Source organism: Actinosynnema mirum DSM 43827 (assembly GCF_000023245.1).
Classification (GTDB): domain Bacteria; phylum Actinomycetota; class Actinomycetes; order Mycobacteriales; family Pseudonocardiaceae; genus Actinosynnema; species Actinosynnema mirum.
In genome coordinates this window covers 1,234,782-1,253,847 of the sequence record NC_013093.1, presented here as the reverse complement: position 1 = coordinate 1,253,847, position 19,066 = coordinate 1,234,782, and the positions used below count along the sequence as shown (strand labels likewise).

The following is a 19,066-nucleotide window of genomic DNA, read 5'->3' as shown; positions in this document are numbered from 1 at the left end:
TATCCGGCACCTCTGTGTGCCGGGTCTGCGCACCACTTAACCAGACAGTGCGAACTGCGCAGGCGGGACCCGTGTTTTTCACGAGCTGGATCGTTCACCTGATCGATCAGCCGCTTCCGGGCCAAGAGCACGGGGTTCCCTGGGCAAAGCACGGAAAACCGGGACCAGCGAAGTCATTTACCGGACTCGCACTGGTCACCGGCAGGAAACCTGGAACCTTATTAAAACCTCAAAGAATTCGTCTCACCTTTCGGACGACCCCCGGTCGTCCAGCCGCGTGATGATCCCGGTGCTCTCGTTGCCCTCGGCCCTGGCCCGCTGCTCCTCCTCGTCCTCCCGCCGCCCGGCCTCGTAGGCGACGAGCGCCTCGGCGAGCAGCTCGGCGAGGCTGAGGTCGCTCTTGGGCCTGCGGGAGGCCCGGTTGGCGCTGGGCGAACCGGGGGCGGGCTCGGGCTCGGGACCGGGCTCGGCGACGACGGGCAGGTCGATCGTCCGCCCACCGACGACGACGGAGGTGACGAAGGGGTTCTTCTCGCCCTCGGCACCGGTGCCGGTGGTGGAGCTGCCGTTGTCGGCGCCGGCACCGGCACCGGCGCCGGTGTCCGCGCTGACGCCGGTGCTGTCACCGGCGCCGACGACGTCATCCCCGCTGTCACCGAGGCCGCTGCCGGCGGGTTCACCGAAACCGGTGCTCACGCCGGCGCTGCCACCGAAGTCCGCGCCGCTGGTGGCGCTGTCGCCAAAGCTGCCGGTGCCGGCGCCGAAGACCTCGTCGCCGTTCTCGGCGGCGAAGCGCGCACGCCAGTCGTCGAGCTCGGCGTACCCGCCGCCGGACCACCCGGAGCTGTCCGAGTTCGCGCCCAGCGGCGGCTCGGGCTCGGGAACCGGCGTCGGGATCGGCTCGCGGCTCGGCTCGGGCGTGGGGGACGGCGCAGGCGTCGGAACGGGCGGGATCGGGTCGGGCGTGGGAACCGGCGGCACCGTCCCACCCGCCTCGGCCCACCGCCGCGACCAGCTCTCGTCCCCGAGACCGTAGTCGCTGCTCAGCGAGTAGTCCCCGAGCCCGTGGGAGCCACCGGCGGCCCCGGAGCCATCCCGCTCGACCTCAGGCCCACCCCGCCCCTGCAACGGCAGCCCACCGCTGGTGTCACCGGGGTTGTGCAGCCCACCGTCACCGGCGCCGCCCCGCTCCCCACCACCGTGCCTGCCCGACCGCTCCTCCTCGCGGAAGGCGCTGCCCGTGCTCCTAGGGGCGGTGCTCCCAGGGCCAGCGCTCCCAGGGGCGGCGCTCCCCTCGCTCGCGGCGGCGTGCGTCCCACCGAAGAACGCGGCGGCCCCACCCGAGGCGCCCGCGTCCACCCCGTCGAGGTAGTCGCTCCCGGCCCCGCGCTCAGCGGACGAACCGGCGGCCCGCCAGCTCTGACCGGCCGCGCCCCAGTCAGAGGCACCCCGGTCCGAGGCGCCCCAGTCAGAAGCACCCCGGTCAGAAGCACCCCGGTCCGAGGCGCCCCAGTCGACCGAGGCGCGGCTGTCCGCCCCTCTGTCACCCGAGCCACCGCTGCCGGAACCGGCCCCGCCGAGCGCCCACTCGGCCAAGCTGAAGCCGTCCGCGCCGAACCCGCCCGTGGCGGAGCCACCCGCAGCCGAACCGTGCGCGCTGGAGCCGTCCGCGCCGTGCCCACCGGCCGAACCGTGCGCGCTGAAGCCGTCCGCGCCACGTCCACCGGTCGCCGGGTCGCCCGAGCCCTGATCAGCCGGGGTCGCGCCCCGGTCTTCCCCCGTGGTGCGGCTGACGGGGAAGGGGTCGGGTGCGCCGAGCGGCTTCCTGGGGTCGGCGGCGGACCTGGGTCGCGGGTCGCCGGGGAACTCGTCCCGCTTGGGGTCGTGCCCGTACCCCTCGGGGACGCGGGCCGTCGGGATCAGCGGTCCTTTGGCGAACGCGACACCGAGCCCGGACGGTTCGTCCACCGGCAGCCCGTCCACGCCCAGGACGGGCTGGACCATGGTCGGCGAGTCGAACATGTCCACGGTCCGGTCGTGCTTGTCAGCGGATCGTTCAGCGCCCTGCTCCGCCGCTTCCTCGCGGAAGCGCGCGGGCACCTCGACCCGCCAGGGAACCTCGTCAGCAGGGGGCACCGAAGCCTCCGTCCCAGCTCGCGCTCGACCGTCGTCACCGCCGTCGTCACCACCGTCGTCAGCCGCGGCCCGCCTCCGCCCACCGGCCCGCCGACGCCCGCCGAGCAGCCCGGCGGCCTTCAAGTTCTCCAGCACCCCGGAACCCTCGGGCGCCACACCGTCCCCGCCGTCCTCGGACGCCTCCCGAGCGGCCCTGCGCCGCCCGCTGCGCACGGCCCCGGAAGCGGCGATCAACCCGGCCGCCGACACGGACCGCTCCCCGGCGGAGTCCCCTTCACCCGCGGCGGGACCGGACTGCGCGGAGTCGGCGCGGGAGGCCCGGCGCGTGGGGCCGGTGCTCCCGGAAGCGGTGTCCGCCGGGTCGGCTGCGGACGTGCCCGCGGAGGCAGCGGGTCGCTCCTCCGGGGAGTCGGGCTCGATCCGGATCGGGGGGATCAACACCGTCTGCTCGGCAGCGGGCACCACCTCACCCTGCGACTCCCGAGCCCGCCCCGCGACCCCGCCGAACGCGGACCCAGGCGCGGCCCCAGGCACGGACGAGCTGAACGGCAGGTTCAGCATCGGCGCGGGGAGGTGGCTGATGTCGGGGAGCCCGAGGTCGTCGTCGACGTCCTCGATCCCGCCCGCCTCGTCCTCAAGACCGCCCTGCTCGTCGGGAGCGGCCTTGGGCCACCCGGCCTGCACGGCGGACCGCCAGGAGTCCGCGAACTGCTCGACCCCGGACGACTGCCCACCGACGCCCGGCTCACCCTCCGACGACCGCCCGCCCGCAGCCTGCTCGCCCCCGGACGACCAACCACCGGCAGCCGGATCACCGGCGGAAACCGGCTCGCTCACGGCAGGCTCAACCGGCCCCCGCCACGCCTCGTCGTTCTCCTCACCGGCGAAGTGCGCGGCGATCCGAGCCGCGATCGCGGCCTGAGCGGCGGCGTGCGCGGAAGCCGAGTCGCCCGTCCCGTCCCTGGTCGCGGCGGCCTGGGCCATCATGGCCTTGAGCGCGGCGACCTGGGCGGCGGTCGACTCCTCGACCTCGCCCTGCCCGTGCCGGGACCGCCCGGCCCGAGCACCCTCACCCTGCCCGGCTCCGGCAGCCGAGTTCGGCGCTGCTGCCGGGTACGGCGCTGCTGCCGAATCAGCCTTTGCGGCCTGGTGCGACGCGGGAGCAGCCTGCGGCTCAAGACCACCGGCCGACTCGACCTGCGACCGCCCCGACCCGCTCTCCGGCGCGCTGTGCCGGGACGCGCCCTGCTGAGCCGGGTGGTACCCCGGCGTCGACTGCCCGGACCCGTGCACCGGGGTCACGTAGTGCTCGGCCGAGTGCTGAGCGGAATGCCCACCACCGGCCCCGGTCGCACCACCCGCACCCGTTCCAGGCGCGGTCGCACCACCCGCACCCGTTCCAGGCGCGGTCGCACCACCCGCACCCGCTCCAGGCGCGGTCACATCACTCGCACCCGCTCCGGTCCCGGTCGCCGCTCCGGGTGGGGGCGTGCTTCCCGCGCCTTCGGGGCGCCGGGCGCGGTTGAGGAAGGGGAGGTGGCTGATGATGTCCGCCACCGACTTCGGCTCCGAGGGGCCCCTGCCCGCGCCCGCCGCGCCTCCAGCACCGCCTGCGCCCCTCGCGCCGCCGATGCCCTCTGCGCCACGAGTGCCACCAGCGCCGCCGGCACCCTCCGGGTCCGCGGGGTCGGGCGCGCGCCTGCGTCCGCCTGCCAGGGCGGCAGCCGCAGCCGCGAAACCGGTCTCCGACTCGGGCTTCGCCGTGTCACCGAACGGGGAGACCAGGCGCCAGCGGTCGGCCGCGTGGGCCCGTGCCGCCGACAGGCCGTCCACCGTCATGTCCTCGGCGGCGCGCCTCGCGCCCGCCCGCTTGCCCTTGACCGCCTCGGGGCGACCCGGCTGGCCGGGGCGCCACTGGCGGAGCTGCTGCTTGGCCTCCGGGGTGAGCTGGCTGTCCGCCTGCTGCGCGGGCGCGCGGCCGTCCTCGGTGAGCAGGGCGGCCAGCTGGTCGTGCAGGCCGGACGGCTGGCGGTGCACGCCGGAGAACTCGGCCGCCAGCCTCGCCCGCACCGCGTACACGGCGCGGGCCCGCCTGCGCTCCGCCGCGTGGGCGGCGCGCAGGTCGGTGAGCGCCTCGGACAGGTCGCCGGACACCTCGTGCACGTGGGCCAGCGCCAGCGTGCTCTCCGCGAGGAGGGTGTCCAGCTGGTGCCGCTGCGCGCTGTCGGCGGCGTCGCGCAGCAGCTCCCGCGCCTGGTCGACCCGCCCGGCGGGCAGGTGCAGCCTGGTCGCCAGCGCCACCCGCAACCAGCCGAGCGCGGACGCCGACGGCGCCCGCACCGGCTGCTCCAGCAGCGGCGACCCCACCTCGGACGCCTCACCGGCCTCGCCGGCGTCCATGAGCGCGCACACCAGCTCCAGCGCCAGCGCCGCCCGGACCTGGCCGCTGTCGGCGGTGGGGTCGGACAGCCCGTCGAGCAGGCCGAGCCCCTCCCGCGCGGACGCGGTCGCCGCCGCCAGGTCGCCCCAGCGGCGCTGCTGGCCCGCCGCGGCGACCCGCAGCAGGCCCCGCATGAGCAGCGTGACGTCGTGGTCGAGCGACTCGTCGGACAGGTAGAGCCGGTCGGCGTCCTCCAGGGCCTTGGCCAGCGCGGGACCGCGCCCCACGGAGACCAGGCACTCGGTGGCCTGCACCAGCGCCGAGGCGCGCAGGCCGTCCGGGACGCCCGCCGCCTCCAGCACCGGCCGGACCGCCGCGAACCCGGTCAGCGGCGCGCCGACCGAGCGGGCGCCGCCCGCCAGCTCGACGCGCAGCCGCCACGCCGTCTCCAGGTCCTGGACGGCCTCGGCCGCCGACAGGGCGTCCATGGCCCGGTCGGCCACCCGGACCTGGCGGTCCATCCGGTTGCCCGCGAAGACCACGATGGCCTCCGCGCGCAACCGGTCGACCTCGTCGCGGCGTGCGGTGGCGAGAGCGACCGCGCGCTCACCCAGCACCAGCGCCAACTCCGGCGCGCGCAGGCGCAACCTCCAGGCGGGCACCACGAGGGTGCTCACCTCGACGTCGACCTTCGCCGCCTCGCCCCTTGCCGCCACGTCTCCCCTACCAGCGATCAGTCCCGCACGAGCTTGCGCCGACCGGACCAGCGTGCTCCGTCGTCGATCAGTCCCGCGTGAGCTTGCGGTAGGTGACGCGGTGCGGCCTCGCCGCCTCGGCCCCGAGGCGCTCGACCTTGTGCTTCTCGTAGCCCTCGAAGTTGCCCTCGAACCAGTACCACTGCGAGGGGTTCTCGTCGGTGCCCTCCCACGCGAGGATGTGCGTGGCGACGCGGTCAAGGAACCACCGGTCGTGCGAGATGACCACGGCGCAACCGGGGAACTGCTCCAGCGCGTTCTCCAGCGAGCCCAGGGTCTCGACGTCCAGGTCGTTCGTCGGCTCGTCGAGCAGGATCAGGTTGCCGCCGAGCTTGAGGGTCAGCGCCAGGTTGAGCCGGTTGCGCTCACCGCCGGACAGCACGCCCGTGGGCTTCTGCTGGTCCGGCCCCTTGAAGCCGAACGCGCTGACGTACGCGCGCGAGGGCATCTCGACGTTGCCGACGTGGATGTAGTCCAGGCCGCCCGACACCGACTCCCAGACCGTCTTCTTCGGGTCGAGGCCCGAGCGGTTCTGGTCGACGTAGGACAGCTTGACCGTCTCGCCGACCTTGACCTTGCCCGCGTCGGGCTGCTCCAGGCCGACGATGGTCTTGAACAGGGTCGACTTGCCGACGCCGTTCGGGCCGATGACGCCGACGATGCCGTTGCGGGGCAGGGTGAACGACAGGTTGTCGATCAGGACCCGCTCGCCGAAGCCCTTCTTGAGCTTGTCGGTCTCGACGACGATGCTGCCCAGGCGCGGGCCCGGCGGGATCTGGATCTCCTCGAAGTCGAGCTTGCGGGTCTTCTCCGCCTCGACCGCCATCTCCTCGTACCGGTCCAGTCGGGCCTTGGACTTGGCCTGGCGGGCCTTCGCGCCGGAACGCACCCAGTCCAGCTCGTCCTTGAGGCGCTTCTGGAGCTTCTGGTCCTTCTTGCCCTGGACCGCCAGGCGCTCGGCCTTCTTCTCCAGGTACGTGGAGTAGTTGCCCTCGTACACGTGGGCCCGGCCGCGCTCCAACTCCAGGATCCACTGCGAGAGGTTGTCCAGGAAGTACCGGTCGTGGGTGACCGCCAGGACGGCGCCCGCGTACTGCGCGAGGTGCTGCTCCAGCCACAGCACGCTCTCGGCGTCCAGGTGGTTGGTGGGCTCGTCGAGCAGCAGCAGGTCGGGCTTGCTCAGCAGGAGCTTGCACAGCGCGACGCGGCGGCGCTCACCACCGGAGAGCAGCGTGACGTCGGCGTCCGGCGGCGGGCAGCGCAGGGCGTCCATCGCCTGCTCCAGCTGGGAGTCGAGGTCCCACGCGTTGGCGTGGTCCAGCTCCTCCTGGAGCTGCCCCATCTCCTCCATCAGCTCGTCGGAGTAGTCGACGGCCATCTTCTCGGCGATCTCGTTGAAGCGGTCGAGCTTCACCTTGATCTCGCCGAGGCCCTCCTGGACGTTGCCCAGGACGGTCTTCTCCTCGTTGAGCGGCGGCTCCTGCTGGAGGATGCCGACGGTGTAGCCGGGCGACAGGTAGGCCTCGCCGTTGCCGGGCTTGTCGAGACCGGCCATGATCTTCAGCACGCTCGACTTGCCCGCGCCGTTGGGGCCGACCAGGCCGATCTTCGCACCGGGGTAGAACATGATGGTGACGTCATCGAGGATGACCTTGTCCCCGTGCGCTTTGCGCACCTTCTTCATGGTGTAGATGAACTCGGCCATAGCCGCGATCGTAGAGCGGAGCCGTTCGGGCAAGAACCTCGGTCGTCGGCAACGCGCAACCTGATCTTCCGGAGCGACGAAGCACAGCTGTCACCCGTACGGGGGCACCGGGCACCGAGGTCCTGTGGACCCGAAGCCGTGACCTGCGAACGCCGTGAACTGCGCAGTTCTACCGGAATGTCAAGGACTGTCACCTGGACGTGGGCATCACCCGGCGCCGTCCACGACCTCCCTCCTCAGTGCTGCTCGTCTGCGGAAACTTCTTCACATTGTCCGCCGCTCGGACGCCCGGTGGGGCGCGATATCCCGGCGGTTGGGCTGTTCGGCTCAGAAGGGCACCGGGAGGGCCTCCTCCGCGACGGAGACCGACTGCTCCTCGGTGCGCGGCGCGAGCACGTCGGGCAGCGTAGGCGCTGCACCCGCCGACTCTGAAATACCGCGCCCGGCCACGCCGGAAACCGGTTCGGAACCGGGATCGGGACCGGGATCACCGCCCCGCCGGGGCTCGGCCGTGCACCACAGCAGGTTCGGCCCCACCGCCGACGCCTCCACCGACAGGTGGGTGCGCCGCACGTCCTCGGTGCGCAGCTCGTGCAGCCGCAGCTTGCCCGTCACCACCACCGGGTCGCCCCGCCCCAGGCTCGCCCGCACGTTCTCCGCGAGCCCCCGCCAGCAGGTCACCGACACGAACAACCGGTCACCGTCCACGAACCGCCCCAGGTCCCGGTCGAACCGCCGCTCCACGCTGACCATCCGGAACACCGCCCGGCTGAACCCCGTGCCGACCGTGCTCAGCGCCACCTCGCTGGCCACCGTGCCCACCAGGGTCACCCTCGTCTCGTTGACCGCCACCCCGCACCTCCACGCCGTCCGGACACCTCGTCCCGTCCAGCTTCACCCCCGCCGAGCTGCGCCGGAAGCGGCCGGAGGCGATCTGTGGACAACCGCTCCGCCTGTGGACAACGAGGTGGGAGCCGACCGGTTCCGCACCCGTCCCGTGCTATGCGCCACACATGAGTGAGCACTCACTCCTTGACTTGAGTGAGCGCTCACTCATACATTGGCCCCATGCCCGAGGAGACCACGCCCAAGCGCAGACGAGCACCGGCGATGAGCCAGGAGGAGCGCAGGGACGCGATCGTCCAGGCGACGCTCCCCCTGCTCGAACTGCACGGCGCCAACGTCACCACCAGCCAGATCGCCCAGGCGGCAGGCATCGCCGAGGGCACGGTCTTCCGGGCGTTCAAGGACAAGCAGGAGCTGATCCACGCCTGCGTCCACGAGGCGCTGTCCCCCGAACCGGTGATCGACCTGCTCGACCGGACCGCGAGCCTCCCGGACCTCCGGGACCGCGCGATCTGGACGATCAACGCCCTCTCCAGCTACCTGGAGCGGATGTGGTCGCTGGCCGGGGTCCTGCGCGAGAGCGGGTTCGACCCGCACGACAAGAGCGGCGGCAAGCACAAGAACCCCGGCGAGCACTTCGAGCGGCTGCACAGCAGGGCCGCCGCCGTGTTCGAGCCGGACGCCGACCGCCTCGCCGTCGAGCCCGCGCTCGCCGCGAAGCTCCTGCTCGGCCTGGTCATGGCCAACCGGGCCCGCCCCGGCGCGCCCACCACCGGGGCGGACGCCTCACCGGAGCAGCTCGTCGATCTCTTCCTGCACGGTGCGCTGAGGGGGACCCGATGCACGACCTCATGATCGAAGCGGTGGACGTCGTCAAGGCGTTCGGCGACCAGAAGGCCCTGGACGGGGTGAGCGTCGCCGTGCCGAGGGGCAGCGTCCTCGGCCTGCTGGGCCACAACGGCGCGGGCAAGACCACCCTGGTCAACGTCCTGACCACCCTGCTGCCCCCGGACTCGGGCACCGCCAGGGTCGCCGGGCTCGACGTGGTCTCCGACGCGCACCGGGTGCGCGGCCTGATCGGCCTGACCGGCCAGTTCGCCGCCGTGGACGAGCAGCTCTCCGGCACCGACAACCTCGTCCTCATCGCCCGGCTGCTCGGCGCGAGCCCCCGCGAGGCCAAGGCCCGCGCGGGCGAGCTGCTGGAGCTGTTCGGGCTGACCGACGCCGCCAAGCGGGCCGCCCGCACCTACTCGGGCGGGATGCGCAGGCGGCTCGACCTGGCCGCCAGCCTCGTCGGCCACCCCGACGTGATCTTCCTGGACGAGCCGACCACCGGACTCGACCCGGCCAGCAGGCTCGACCTGTGGGGCATCGTGGAGAACCTGGTCACCGACGGCACCTCGGTGCTGCTGACCACCCAGTACCTCGACGAGGCCGACCGGCTGGCCGACTCGATCACCGTGCTGGCCTCGGGCCGGGTCGTGGCCTCCGGCACCAGCGCCGAGCTGAAGGCGCAGGTCGGCCAGCGCAGCGTCACGGTCACCCTGGGCAGCGCGGACGAGGCGGCGCGGGCGCGCGTCGCGCTGGAGCGGGCGGGCCTGCAGCCGGTGCCCGACCCGGCCAAGCACGCGCTCACCTCGCCGGTGGGCTCCTCGCGCGAGCTGGCGGTCGTGGTCCGCGCGCTGGACGAGGTCGGCCTGGAGGCCGACGAGCTGGCGCTGGGCGAGCCGACCCTCGACGACGTCTACCTCACCCTGTCCCGGCACGCGGCCTGAGCCCGTCCCCACCCCGCAAGGAGCCCGCCATGACGACCCTCGCCGCGCCCCCCACCGCCACCGCCCGCAGCCGCTGGCGCGGCACCGGCTTCGGCACCCAGGTGCTCGTGCTGACCCAGCGCTCGCTGCGCGCCCTGGTCAGCGACCCCAGAATGATCCTCTTCAGCGTCCTGCAACCCCTGGTGATGCTGGCGCTGTTCAGCCAGATCTTCAGCAGCATCGCCCAGACCCCCGGCTTCCCGGCCGGGGTGGACTACATCGACTACCTGCTGCCCGCGATCCTGGTCAACACCGCGATGCAGTCCGCGCTCCAGGCCGGGGTGGGGCTGGTGTCGGACATGAAGAACGGCGTGCTGGCGCGGTTCCGGTCGCTGCCGATCCGGCCGGGGTCGGTGCTGGTCGCGCGCAGCCTGTCCGACCTGGTGCGCACCACCGGGCAGCTGCTGCTGATGGTGCTGTTCGCGGCGGTGCTGTTCGGCTTCTCCCCGTCCGGCGGGGTCGTGGGCGTCGGCGCCGCGCTGCTGCTGGCGCTGGCCGTCGGGTGGGGCCTGGGCTGGGTGTTCCTGGCCGTGGGCGCCTGGCTGCGCAACACCGAGCTGATGCAGACCGTGGGCTTCCTGGCGATGTTCCCGCTGATGTTCGCGTCCAGCGCGTACGTGCCGGTGGGCAACCTGCCCGGCTGGTTGCAGGCGGTGGCCTCGCTCAACCCGCTCACCCACGCGGTGGACGCGGCCCGGTCGCTGTCGCTGGCCCAGCCCGCCGAGGGCGTGCTGTCGGCGCTGGTGGCGACCGCCGTGCTGGCCGCCGCCGGGTGGTGGGCGGCGGAGCGCGGGTTCAAGCGGCCGATGGCGGGCTGAGCCCAGGCCGGGCGGGGGTCAGCCCTCGCCAGGTCCGCCCGCTCCCCCGGTGCCCGGCTTCGGCTTCGCGGCGCCGGGTCCGGCGTTCCCGGTCTCGGTATCGGCCTTCGGCTCGGCCACGGCCACCGACCCGCCCTTCCCCGCCATCCTGCGCAGCATCTCGTTGTACGCCGCGAGGTCCGCGCCGCCGTCCGCGTCCGCCTTCCGGTCCGCGCGCTTGGCGTCCCGGCTGTCGGAGCGGGCCCACTGCGCGAGCAGCGCGACCATCACCACCAGCAGCGGGAGCTCCCCCGCCGCCCACGCGATGCCGCCGCCGAGCCGCTGGTCCTCCAGCAGCGACGGCACCCACGGCAGCGAGAGCTTGCGGTAGAAGTCGCTGCCGATCACGTACTGCGCGCTCATCAGCACCACGCCGAAGAACGCGTGGAACGGGAGCGAGGCGAACAGCAGCCCCAGCTTCCCCAGCGGCGGCAGCTTGTTCGGCGCGGGGTCGACCCCGATCACCGGCCAGTAGAAGACGTACCCGGCCATCAGGAAGTGCGCGTTCATCGCCAGGTGCGCCCAGTGGTGGTCCAGCGCCACGTCGTACAGCCCGGAGAAGTACAGCCCGTAGAACGACCCGACGAAGAACGCCAGTGCCACGAACGGGTTGGTCAGCACCTTCGCCACCGGCGAGTGCACCAGCGCCAGCACCCACTCGCGCGGCCCCGGCGGGTTGCCCCGGCCCGCGACCGGCAGGGCGCGCAGCGCCATCGTCACCGGGGCGCCCAGCACCAGCAGGATCGGCGCGAGCATGGCCAGCAGCATGTGCGCCTGCATGTGGACGCTGAACATCGCGGGCGAGTAGCGGCCGAGGCCCGACGAGGTCGCGAACACCACGGTCAGGCAGCCCAGCACCCACGCGATCGTGCGGCCCACCGGCCAGGCGTCGCCGCGCTTGCGCAACCGGCGCACGCCCAGCAGGTAGACGACGGCGGCGGCGAGGAACGTGGTGCCGTAGACGAGGTCGAAGCGCCAGTCGAACAGGATGCGGTAGAGCGTCGGCTCGCCCGCCAGGTCGTAGCCGATGCGCAGCTCCACCGGGCTCGGCAGGGTGCGCCCCTCGGTGGGCGGGGGCGTGCGGCTGAGCGCGGCGGCGAGGCCGATCGTGGCGAGCATCAGCAGCACCTCGACGCCCGCCAGCCGCACCAGCGCGCGACCGGAGCCGGTGGCCACGACCTGCTTGACGCCCTTGGCGCGCTGGAGGTAGCCGAACACGCCCAGCGCGAGCAGCGCGGCGGTCTTGCCCAGCACGAGCAGGCCGTACTCGGAGGTGAGGAGCTGGTCCAGCGGCAGCCGCACGTACGCGTTGACCACGCCGGAGACCGCCATGACGATCCAGCAGACCAGCGCGATCGAGGAGAACCGGGACGCGGCAAGGCCCAGGTGCGCCCCGCGCCTGCGGCCGTGCGCGAGCAGCGCGATCAGCCCGCCGACCCACAGCGCGGCGGCGACCAGGTGGTACAGCAGGCTGTTGGTGGCGACGTCGTGCGAGCCGCCGCCCGAGGAGTGCCCGGTCACCGCGACGGGGACCAGCGCGAACACCGACACGAAGAACAGCACGGTGGTCCAGCCCCAGGACAGCACCAGGCGGCAGCCGAGGGCGAGCAGCACGACGATGACGGCGGTCACCATCCACGCCCGGCTCTGCTCCACCACGTCCACGACCTCGAACAGCACCGAGAGGTCGAGCAGCGCGGACAGCGGTTGCCCGAGCGCGTCCGCCACCGTGTAGGGCACCGACAGCACCGCGCCCGCCGTCCACACGAGTGAGGCCCACGCGGCGGTCCGCAACGCGGCGTAACCGTCGGCGGCGAGCGTGCCGGACTCCTGCGGCGGCACCAGGAACGCCGCGAGCAGCAGCGAGCCGATCGTCAGCACCGCCGCGCTCTCGGTGACCACCCTGACCACCACGAGCCCGGCGGCCGGACCGCCCACGAGCCCGGCGGCCAGCAGCGCCGCGACCGCGACGCCGACGGCCAGCAGGGGGATCAGCCCGGTGCGGGCGGGGCGGGCGCTGGAGCGGACCTCGGTGGGGGACACGCACCGAGCGTAGGCGGACCGGTGAAGGCACCGGCAACCGCCGGACGGCTTCGACTACCTTGGGCCGGGTGAGACGCTCCCGATCGTGGCTCGCGCTCGTGGCGGTCGTGCTGTCCGTCACGGGGTGCAGCTACTCCGTCAACGGCGCCCCGGTCGCCGCGCCCGACGCCCCGGCCGCCACGTGCTTGTCGGGAGCGCCGTCCCCGTCGGCCCCGCCGACCAGGCCATCGTCCTCGTCGTCGAAGGCGGCGGCCAAGATCGCCCACACCTGCTCGCTGGCGGACCTCGACTCGTGCGAGCTGCTCTCCGCGAAGGACCTGAAGGTGGTCGGCACGATCGACGGCGAACCCACCCCGAGGGACAGCGACCTCGCAGGCTCCTGCCAGTTCATGTTCGACGACGGCTCGGCGACCCGCTCCAGCGTCGTGGTCGCGCCGTACCGGCCGTACTCGGACTCGCGGACCAAGCAGCCCGGCGGCCACGAGGAGGTCGTGGAGGGCAACTCCGCCTGGGTGTCGTGCGAGATGGACGACCGGGTGATGGTGTGCACCGCGACGCTCGCGGTGAGCAGCGACAAGAGCCTGCTGCTCGGGTACACCAAGAGCGCCGGGAACGCCGAGGAGATGACCGCGACGATGCTGGTGCTGCTCAAGACCGGGTTGGGGAAGCTTCCCCCCGCGTGACCTCGCGGTCGCGGGCGCGGCGGGCCAGCAGGGCCAGCGGCGCGGTGAGCGCGACCACGACGGCGACCAGCCCCAGCGAGGTGGTCAGCGACGAGGCCTGGGCGATCCCGCCGACCAGCGGCGGACCGGCCAGGAACCCGGTGTAGGCGATCGTCGTCACCAGGCCGATCTCGCGCTCGCCGCCACCGCCGTCCGCGCGACGGCCCGCCTCGCCCGCCAGGTCCATGACCACCGGGAACGCGAACGCCAGGCCCAGGCCCGCGAGCGCGAACCCGCCGAAGCCCGCGGCGGGCAGCGGGACGAGCACGGCCAGCGCGAGCCCGGACGCGGCGACCAGCGCGCCGAGCTGGAGCAGCCGGTGCGGGCCGAGGCGGCGCTGGACGGGTTCGCCGAGCAGGCGGGCGGCGGCCATCGCGGTGGAGAACGCGGCGTAGGCGATCGCGGCGGCGCCGTCCCCGACGCCGCGCTCGGTGACCAGGAACAGGGCGGACCAGTCGGCGGAGGCGCCCTCGGCGATGGCCGAGCAGAGCGCGACGGCCGCGAGCAGCCACAGCACGGGGCGGCGCAGCGGTGAGCCGCCGCTGTCGTCGTGACGGGCGCCGCGGTCGGGCGCGGCGCCGGGGACCGCGCGGGCGATCCAGGCCAGCAGGAGCAGGCACGCGGCGGTGGCGACGAGGAAGTGCCGCAGCGGGGTCCAGTCCGCGGAGGCCGCCGCCGCGGCGCCGAGGGAGCCGATCAGGCCGCCGACGCTGAAGCCCGCGTGGAACCGGGGCATGAGGGCGCGGCCGGTCGCGCGGATGACCGTGACGGCGGACAGGTTCATGGACACGTCCAGCGCGGCGTTGAGGGCGCCGACGACGAGCAGGACCGCGCCGAGCTGGAGCGGTGAGCCGACCAGGCCGATCGCGGGCAGGACCAGTGCGCCGAGCAGGGCGCTGGCGAGCAGGACGGCGCGCGCGCCGACGGCGACGCACAGGCGGGCGGCGAGCGGGGCGGTGGCGGCGAGCCCGATGCTCCCGCCGAGCAGCGCCAGGCCGAGGGAGCCCTCGGTGGCGCCGATGCGGTCGGCGAGCGCGGGGACCCTGGCGGCCCACGAGCCGAAGACGATCCCGTTGAGGGCGAAGGCGGCGAACACCGCGAAGCGCTGGGTCGGCACGGGGTCCAGGGTGACTGAAGCGCTTCAGAAGGGCAAGGGCCGGCTAGTCTTGGGCGCGTGGACACCGCACGCCCCCGCAGGCCCACCCTCGACACCGTCGCCGGTGCGGTGGGCGTGTCGCGCGCGACGGTGTCGAACGCCTACAACCGGCCGGACCAGCTGTCGGCGGCGCTGCGCGAGCGGATCCTCGTGGAGGCGGCGCGCCTGGGGTACGCGGGGCCGGACCCGGTGGCCAGGAGTCTGGCGACCAGGCACAGCGCGGCGGTCGGGTTCCTGCTCGGCCAGCGCCTGACGGCCGCGTTCTCGGACCCGGCGCTGTCGATCGTGCTGGACGGCCTGGCCACGACGGTCGACGGCCACGACCACTCGCTGGTGCTGATGGCGGGCAGCGCGGGGCCGCGCGCGGAGACCGTGGCGCGGGCGCAGGCGGACGTCGTGGTGGCGTACTCGCTGCCGGAGGACGCGCCGGGTTTGGCGGCGGCGCGGGCACGCGGCCTGCCGCTGGTGGTCGTGGACCAGCCGGAGGCGCCGGGGGTCGCGTGGGTCGGCGTGGACGACGAGGGCGGGGCGCGGTTGGCGGCGGAGCACGTGCGCGCGCTGGGGCACGAGCGGGTGGCGGTGCTGACGTTCGCGCTGCACCCCGATGGGGTGACAGGTCTTGCCGATCGGGCGAGGCTGCGCTCGGCGGCGCCCGGCGTGGCCGGGCGGAGGGCGCGCGGCTACCTGGAGGTGCTGGGCGAGGCGCCGGTGTGGGAGTGCGAGGTGAGCGACCGAGCCCTGGGCAGGGCGGGCGCCCGAGAGCTGCTCCGCCTGCCCGGCCGCCCGACCGCGATCCTGTGCGCGTCGGACGAGCTGGCGTTCGGCGCCCTGGCGGCGGCCCGAGACCTGGGCCTGCGCGTGCCGGAGGACGTGTCGGTCGTGGGCTTCGACGACATCCCGGCGGCGGAGCAAGCAGAGCCCCCGCTCACCACGGTGCGTCAGCCCTTGACGGAGAAGGGCCGCCGAGCGGGTGAACTGGCGCTGGGACTGCTGGACGGAGAGAGACCGGGCAGACCGCTGAGACTCCCCGTTTCACTGATCGAACGCGCTTCCACCGCCCGTCTAACGTGATTTGCGCCACTTCTGGGCAATTTGATCACTCTTCTCCCCCGCGGACGGAAACGGTGAGCGCCTCCGGGACGATGTGTCCGGTGGGGCCGACCGCACTGCTGCGGTGCCGACCCCGAGCCTCCGTAGCTCAGTGGAGAGAGCGAGGGACTTCTAATCCCGAGGTCGCAGGTTCGAATCCTGCCGGGGGCGCTTCGGCGCTGGTGAGCGCGGTGTGGGCCGGTCGCTAGGCCGATCGGCCCACACAAAACCCACATGATTCACTTCGTGGGGTCCAGACCTTCCAGGGCTGCGGCAGCCGCCCCGCCGACCACCTTGCGGTTCATGTGCACGTCCTGGGTCATGCTGACCTGCGCGTGCCCGAGGTAGTCGGCGATCTGCCGGGCCGTCAGCCCCGCCTCATCCAACCGGGTCGCGACCAGGTGCCTGAAGGCGTGCGGGTGCAGCCCTTCCCACTCGGTGCCCGCCAGTACCCGCCGCAGGCTCTTGCGGGTGTTGTCCGGGTCCCGAAGTCCACCCAGGGCGGTGGGGAACACCCACTCGCTGTCCGCCTCAGCCTGCCGCTTGGCCACGATCTCAACCGCCCACGAGGGCACCTCGATCGTCCTCATGCCCGCCGCCGACTTGGTGTGCGGCTGGACCAGCAGGCCAATCCCCTTCTCCCGGATCACGGCGCCTTCCAGCTTGAAGGTCCCCGCGCCGGTGTCCACCCGCGCCCAGCCCAGGGCCAGCAGCTCGCCGATCCGGGCACCGGTCGCCGCGAGGACGTCGACCAGGTCCACGAGGTCGGCCCGCTCCCCCGCGTCGGCCGCCACCAGCACCGCCCGCAGGCTCACGTACTGGGCCCAGGTGATCTCGGTGAGCCTCTTGGCGACGGGCTTGGCCTTCTTGCTCTTGCCCAGCTCCCCCACTTCGCGCAGCGGGTTGGACTCGATCGCGTCGTAACGCACCGCGAGCCCCAAGACCCCGGTCAGGACCACCTTGGCGTGCTTGGCACTGCCCAACCCCGCTCCGTCCCGCACGGCCCTGAGAATTCGCTCTGCGGTGGCCACGGTGAACTCTCGGACGGTCAGCTCCCCGACCGGTTCGGCCAGGTCCCGCGTCCAGGACTCCCGGTAGGTGCGCTTGGTCCGCGTCGCCTTCCCGGACTCGTCCAGCTCCCGCAGCCACATGTCCGCGACCGCAGCCACCTTGGCCCGGTCGGTGACCTCCTCCCCCACCACGGCGCGGGCCCGGTCCCGGAGGGCGGCTCGGAGGTTGTTCTTGGCGTTCGTCTCCGTGCCTCCCACCCGCTCCACCGGGCGCAACACCCCGTCGTAGTCGCGGTAGTTCGTGATGGCCCGGTACCTGCCGTTGGGCAGGCGGTAGCACCTGATCTCGCCGTGAGTGCCCACCGGCAGCCGAGGGCGCGCCATCAGGCAGCCCCGCTGGGGAGCGAGTCGAACCAGGCGCGGACCTGGTCCGGGTCGAACCGAACGTGCTTTACGATGCGCTTGCCGGGCGGACCGTAGTTGCGGGTGCGCCACTGGTAGATCGTGTTCACCGGTACACGGAGGTACGCGGCGACCTGCTCGATGTCCCACAGCTCGTTCATGCTGGCTCCTCCTCGGTGTGTTCGCGCTTGCGTTGGGCGCGGAGTCGTTCGGCGATGGCTGCGGCCAGTTCGCGTTCGGCGTCGTTGGCGTGGCCGGAGCCGGTGTAGGTCCAGTGGTTGACCACCACGACGTCGGCGGCGGTGAGGTCGAGGCAGGTGAGGGCTTCGGTGGCGCGGTAGGCGCGGCGGTCGTCGCGGATGCGCTTGAAGGTGGTGGAGTAGTGCTGGGACTTGGTCAGGAAGTGGCCTCGGAAGCCGAGCATGTGGGCCCACTTGCGCAGGTTGAGATCGGCGTAGTGGTCGAGGTCGCCCAGGTCCCAGGCGGTCTGCACCATCCGCCGGTGGTGCGCGGAGACCGGGAGGTGGTCGATGTCCAGTTGCGAGCGGATGGGCCGGTCAGGGGTGTCGCGGGCGCCGGTGCCCTTGGTGGCGTACTTGGCCACGTAGCCGGCCAGCGCGGCCGAGTCGGCCTGGTCGCTGCGGATGGCTCGGACGTCGACCTGACGGCCCCACTGGAGTTCGAGGACGAGGCCGTCGGGGTGGCAGGTGGTGATGGTGACCGCGCGGGTCGCGCCCCGGATCGCCTCGTCCAGGAGGTCCGTGGTGGCCCACGGGGGTGCGGGGTCGGTGGCGCCTTCGGGGCCGTCGAGGCGGATGACGGCGTGGAAGTGGACCAGGCCGCGTCGCTGGTACTCGGCGACCTTGGCGTAGGAGAGGCGGGCGTGGTCGCCGAACTCGCGCGCGGTCAGGCCGACCGCGTGGGCGAGGTGGCGGCGCAGGGCGATGGTGAAGCGGTGCCACAGGGTCCCGGCGTGGGCCTGCCACAGCACCGCGCCGACGTAGTCGTACTCGCCGACCGGGCCGCCGATGCGCGGATCGTCGGGGTGGTGGAACTGGCCGCAGCCGGTGCACGGGCGGGCCTTGCCGGAGCGGGTGGTGGGGCGGTTGTGGACCGCGCCGAAGGACGGTGCGGTCAGGGTGGCGAACACGCGGGGCTTGTCCGCGACGCTGGTGGGGACGTCCTTGGTGCCGCCTGCGAGTCCGGCGCGCAGGAGGTGGAAGGCGTCGGCGGCGTAGCGGTCGGAGCAGGCTTGGCAGACCGAGGCGCGGCGGTTGCCGCAGGGCACCATCACCTCCCCTCCCAGGTGGGCCAGGACGGTGTTGGTGTGGCGGTCGTGCAGCTGCCAGGCCCCGGACAGGCGGATCGGGGCGGCGCAGCCGCGCGTGGCGGTGACCTGGGAGCGCCAGTGCTGGTAGTCGGGGCGTTGGACGCGGTCGGTGATGCGGTCGTGCAAGGTCAGGACCATGCGGGACCTCACTGGTTGAGTTGGGCGGCGAGCCGGGCCGCGTAGGCGTCGGGGACGTTCACCGCGGCCTGCACGTCGGCCGGGGTGACGGGACGGCCCTCACTGCGGACTTGGGCCGCTTTGCTGCTCAGCGCGTTCTGGAGGTGGGCGGGCAGCTTGAGGGCGGGGCGCGGGGCCGGGACGGTGGGGGCCGGTTCGGGCCGGGCGGTGGCGCAGCGGTGCTGGATGACCGGCATGACCTCGGCGATCAGGAACACCACGAGCGGGATCACCAGGTGCAGGAACACCATCCCGGCGTTGATCCCGCCGGTCGCGGGGCGCAGGGAGGCCCACACGTTGGTGATCAGGGTCGCGCCCAGCAGGAGGCGCTTGAGCCAGTGCACGGGGCGGGCGTCGGCGTCCAGGCCGCGCGCGAGCATTTCGGCTTCCCAGCGCAGCAGGGTGATCAGGATTCCGGCCAGGCCGGGTTCCACCAGCCATGCGCCCCACCACATCGGGTGGGCCGGGTCGAGCTGTCCGGCCAGGAACTCGTGCACACCGGTGGTGGTGAACCCCAGGCCGAGTGCGAGGAAGAACCACAGGGAGCGGGTGACCGAGACCCGGAAGCGTTCCATCCGGACCGCCCGCAGCAGTGGGTCATCGGTCAGGCCGTGCAGTTGACGGGCTTCATCGAGACGGGCACG

At 73.3% G+C, this 19,066-nt stretch carries 14 protein-coding genes and 1 tRNA gene; 6 read left to right on the top strand and 9 right to left on the bottom strand.

Annotated features, from left to right (window positions below; translation table 11 throughout):
- Positions 1-243 precede the first annotated feature (243 nt).
- The 3 genes from AMIR_RS35330 to AMIR_RS05650 form a co-directional block, all read right to left on the bottom strand.
- Positions 244-5,232 carry a hypothetical protein gene (locus tag AMIR_RS35330; protein ID WP_012783745.1) on the bottom strand — a complete coding sequence of 1,663 codons (4,989 nt, stop codon included), beginning with the start codon at positions 5,230-5,232 and terminating at the stop codon, positions 244-246.
- A gap of 67 nt (positions 5,233-5,299) precedes the next feature.
- The gene (gene ettA, locus AMIR_RS05655; protein WP_012783744.1) at positions 5,300-6,976 is read right to left on the bottom strand and encodes an energy-dependent translational throttle protein EttA; all 1,677 of its coding nucleotides are present in this window, start codon (positions 6,974-6,976) and stop codon (positions 5,300-5,302) included.
- Positions 6,977-7,303: 327 nt separating this feature from the next.
- The gene (locus AMIR_RS05650; RefSeq protein WP_012783743.1) at positions 7,304-7,828 is read right to left on the bottom strand and encodes a single-stranded DNA-binding protein; all 525 of its coding nucleotides are present in this window, start codon (positions 7,826-7,828) and stop codon (positions 7,304-7,306) included.
- A gap of 216 nt (positions 7,829-8,044) precedes the next feature.
- On the opposite strand from AMIR_RS05650, the gene AMIR_RS05645 reads away from it, so the two are divergent.
- The 3 genes from AMIR_RS05645 to AMIR_RS05635 are packed head-to-tail and all read left to right on the top strand — an operon-like array spanning position 8,045 to position 10,454.
- Complete coding sequence (locus AMIR_RS05645) at positions 8,045-8,677, top strand: TetR/AcrR family transcriptional regulator (RefSeq protein ID WP_012783742.1); 633 nt, start codon at positions 8,045-8,047, stop codon at positions 8,675-8,677.
- Positions 8,662-9,597, top strand: a complete 936-nt coding sequence (locus AMIR_RS05640) for a daunorubicin resistance protein DrrA family ABC transporter ATP-binding protein (RefSeq protein ID WP_012783741.1) — start codon at positions 8,662-8,664, stop codon at positions 9,595-9,597. The genes AMIR_RS05645 and AMIR_RS05640 overlap by 16 nt, the downstream gene beginning before the upstream one ends.
- Before the next feature lie 29 nt (positions 9,598-9,626).
- Complete coding sequence (locus tag AMIR_RS05635; RefSeq protein WP_012783740.1) at positions 9,627-10,454, top strand: ABC transporter permease; 828 nt, start codon at positions 9,627-9,629, stop codon at positions 10,452-10,454.
- Positions 10,455-10,472: 18 nt separating this feature from the next.
- Here the strand turns inward: AMIR_RS05635 and AMIR_RS05630 are convergent, their stop codons facing one another.
- A complete protein-coding gene (locus tag AMIR_RS05630) occupies positions 10,473-12,536 on the bottom strand; it encodes a bifunctional copper resistance protein CopD/cytochrome c oxidase assembly protein (protein ID WP_012783739.1) in 2,064 nt (687 codons plus the stop codon).
- A 68-nt stretch (positions 12,537-12,604) separates the two neighbouring features.
- Here AMIR_RS05630 and AMIR_RS38795 point away from each other — a divergent pair, with 68 nt between their 5' ends.
- On the top strand, positions 12,605-13,219 hold the full coding sequence (locus AMIR_RS38795; protein ID WP_187313487.1) for a DUF3558 family protein: 615 nt from the start codon (positions 12,605-12,607) through the stop codon (positions 13,217-13,219).
- Here the strand turns inward: AMIR_RS38795 and AMIR_RS05615 are convergent.
- A complete protein-coding gene (locus AMIR_RS05615; protein ID WP_012783737.1) occupies positions 13,185-14,375 on the bottom strand; it encodes an MFS transporter in 1,191 nt (396 codons plus the stop codon). The genes AMIR_RS38795 and AMIR_RS05615 overlap by 35 nt on opposite strands.
- 57 nt (positions 14,376-14,432) lie before the next feature.
- On the opposite strand from AMIR_RS05615, the gene AMIR_RS05610 reads away from it, so the two are divergent.
- Positions 14,433-15,485, top strand: coding sequence for a LacI family DNA-binding transcriptional regulator (locus AMIR_RS05610; RefSeq protein ID WP_012783736.1), 1,053 nt, complete (start codon positions 14,433-14,435; stop codon positions 15,483-15,485).
- A gap of 116 nt (positions 15,486-15,601) precedes the next feature.
- A tRNA-Arg gene (locus AMIR_RS05605) sits at positions 15,602-15,674 on the top strand.
- Positions 15,675-15,742: 68 nt separating this feature from the next.
- On the opposite strand, the gene AMIR_RS05600 is transcribed toward AMIR_RS05605, so the two are convergent.
- The 4 genes from AMIR_RS05600 to AMIR_RS05585 are packed head-to-tail and all read right to left on the bottom strand — an operon-like array spanning position 15,743 to position 18,997.
- Positions 15,743-16,897: a site-specific integrase gene (locus tag AMIR_RS05600; protein WP_012783735.1), complete on the bottom strand. Its 1,155-nt coding sequence runs from the start codon at positions 16,895-16,897 to the stop codon at positions 15,743-15,745.
- Entirely contained in the window at positions 16,897-17,076 is a 180-nt protein-coding gene (locus AMIR_RS05595) for a helix-turn-helix transcriptional regulator (protein WP_041836598.1), read from the bottom strand. The genes AMIR_RS05600 and AMIR_RS05595 overlap by 1 nt, the downstream gene beginning before the upstream one ends.
- Positions 17,073-18,383 carry a replication initiator gene (locus AMIR_RS05590; RefSeq protein ID WP_012783734.1) on the bottom strand — a complete coding sequence of 437 codons (1,311 nt, stop codon included), beginning with the start codon at positions 18,381-18,383 and terminating at the stop codon, positions 17,073-17,075. Before AMIR_RS05590 ends, AMIR_RS05595 begins: the two co-directional genes overlap by 4 nt.
- An 8-nt stretch (positions 18,384-18,391) precedes the next feature.
- Complete coding sequence (locus AMIR_RS05585; protein WP_245554588.1) at positions 18,392-18,997, bottom strand: hypothetical protein; 606 nt, start codon at positions 18,995-18,997, stop codon at positions 18,392-18,394.
- Positions 18,998-19,066: the final 69 nt, after the last annotated feature.

Excerpts from the sequence above, each read along its gene's own strand:
- AMIR_RS05590 (WP_012783734.1), bottom strand. The coding sequence starts at position 18,383 with ATGGTCCTGACCTTGCACGACCGCATCACCGACCGCGTCCAACGCCCC.
- AMIR_RS05595 (WP_041836598.1), bottom strand. The coding sequence starts at position 17,076 with ATGAACGAGCTGTGGGACATCGAGCAGGTCGCCGCGTACCTCCGTGTA.
- ettA (WP_012783744.1), bottom strand. The coding sequence starts at position 6,976 with ATGGCCGAGTTCATCTACACCATGAAGAAGGTGCGCAAAGCGCACGGG.
- AMIR_RS05585 (WP_245554588.1), bottom strand. The coding sequence starts at position 18,997 with ATGGAACGCTTCCGGGTCTCGGTCACCCGCTCCCTGTGGTTCTTCCTC.
- AMIR_RS05635 (WP_012783740.1), top strand. The coding sequence starts at position 9,627 with ATGACGACCCTCGCCGCGCCCCCCACCGCCACCGCCCGCAGCCGCTGG.
- AMIR_RS05600 (WP_012783735.1), bottom strand. The coding sequence starts at position 16,897 with ATGGCGCGCCCTCGGCTGCCGGTGGGCACTCACGGCGAGATCAGGTGC.
- AMIR_RS05645 (WP_012783742.1), top strand. The coding sequence starts at position 8,045 with ATGCCCGAGGAGACCACGCCCAAGCGCAGACGAGCACCGGCGATGAGC.
- AMIR_RS05640 (WP_012783741.1), top strand. The coding sequence starts at position 8,662 with ATGCACGACCTCATGATCGAAGCGGTGGACGTCGTCAAGGCGTTCGGC.